Here is a 1,112-nt window from a genome sequence, read left to right on the forward strand (position 1 = left end):
CGCGCCGGTACGCGTGCAGGGCCCCGCCTGCGACGACCGCGCCGACCAGGCCCGCGAGGAACACGAAGGGCGCGACCCCGTCCAGGAAGGCGAGCCGCCCGTCGGACAGCCCGTCGTCGATCCGCGCCTCCAGCACCTCGATGGCACGTGGGTCCGGACCGTCGAACGGGCGCTCCTCGGCGATCGTCTCCGTCCGGGGCGAGGTCCGTGTCGCGAGCGCGTCCGCCACGGGGACGGCCTCCTTCTGCGCGTGCCGCGCGAGCAGCGCGTCGGTCGTCAGGAGCGGTACGGCGAGCAGCGGCAGAGCGGCGACCGCCAGCGGAACACTCAGCCGGATCCGGAAACGGCGCCGCAGGAACGACACCGTGCGCCAGAGCCCTGCGGCGAGCAGCACCAGGGCGAGTCCGCAGACCACGGCGGCGACGAGCACGGGCCCGCTCCAGGCGGCCCGGTCCGCGAGCCGCTCGCGCAACTGCCGTTCGAGCCCGGCGACCCGGTCCACGATGGAGGTCGCTGCGGAGCCGACCGTGGGGCTGCACGGCGGATAGCGGTCCTGACGGTCCGCGACGGCCACCGGCGTCGAACAGAGCATGCTGCGCGCGTACGTCAGCTCCGCGTCCCGCAGCACGGGGTCGGCCACGTGGTTCTGGGCCCGGCCGATCCAGCCCGTGTAGTCCACCACCAGTGCGGACACCACCCGCAGTTCCTGTTCCTCGGCCACGGTCAGGGCTCCGCTGCGCGTGACCTGGTTCAGGCTCTGCGTGGCCCGCGCCACCCGCGTCCGGTACCGCTCGCTGAGCCCGCTCAGCTCGGCGGCCCGTCCTTCGGCGAGGTTCTCCTCGGCCTCGCCCTGCGCGATGAACAGCGACGCCCTGGCGTTCGCGAGACCGACCAGCGCGGGTGCCAGCCGGTCCCGCACATACGCGGAGTCGTCCCGCACACCCGAGTACGCCCATCCGAGCGCACCGAACGCCACCACGGCGAGCAGCGGCAGCGCGACGAGCCGCTCCCGCAGGTACGCGCGGTTGCGACGGCCGGCCGCCGACGGCCACACGTAGAGCCAGACCCGGCGGGCGAGTTCGGCCGCGACGAGGCGTGCCGCCCGCGCGGCA

At 74.8% G+C, this 1,112-nt stretch carries 1 protein-coding gene; it reads right to left on the reverse strand.

Annotated features, from left to right (window positions below; translation table 11 throughout):
- Positions 1-1,112: hypothetical protein (locus tag O3Q52_RS53380; RefSeq protein ID WP_269655586.1), on the reverse strand; the 1,112-nt coding region annotated here is incomplete at both ends.

This window comes from Streptomyces sp. ActVer (assembly GCF_027270795.1).
In the GTDB taxonomy this organism is placed as follows: domain Bacteria; phylum Actinomycetota; class Actinomycetes; order Streptomycetales; family Streptomycetaceae; genus Streptomyces; species Streptomyces umbrinus_A.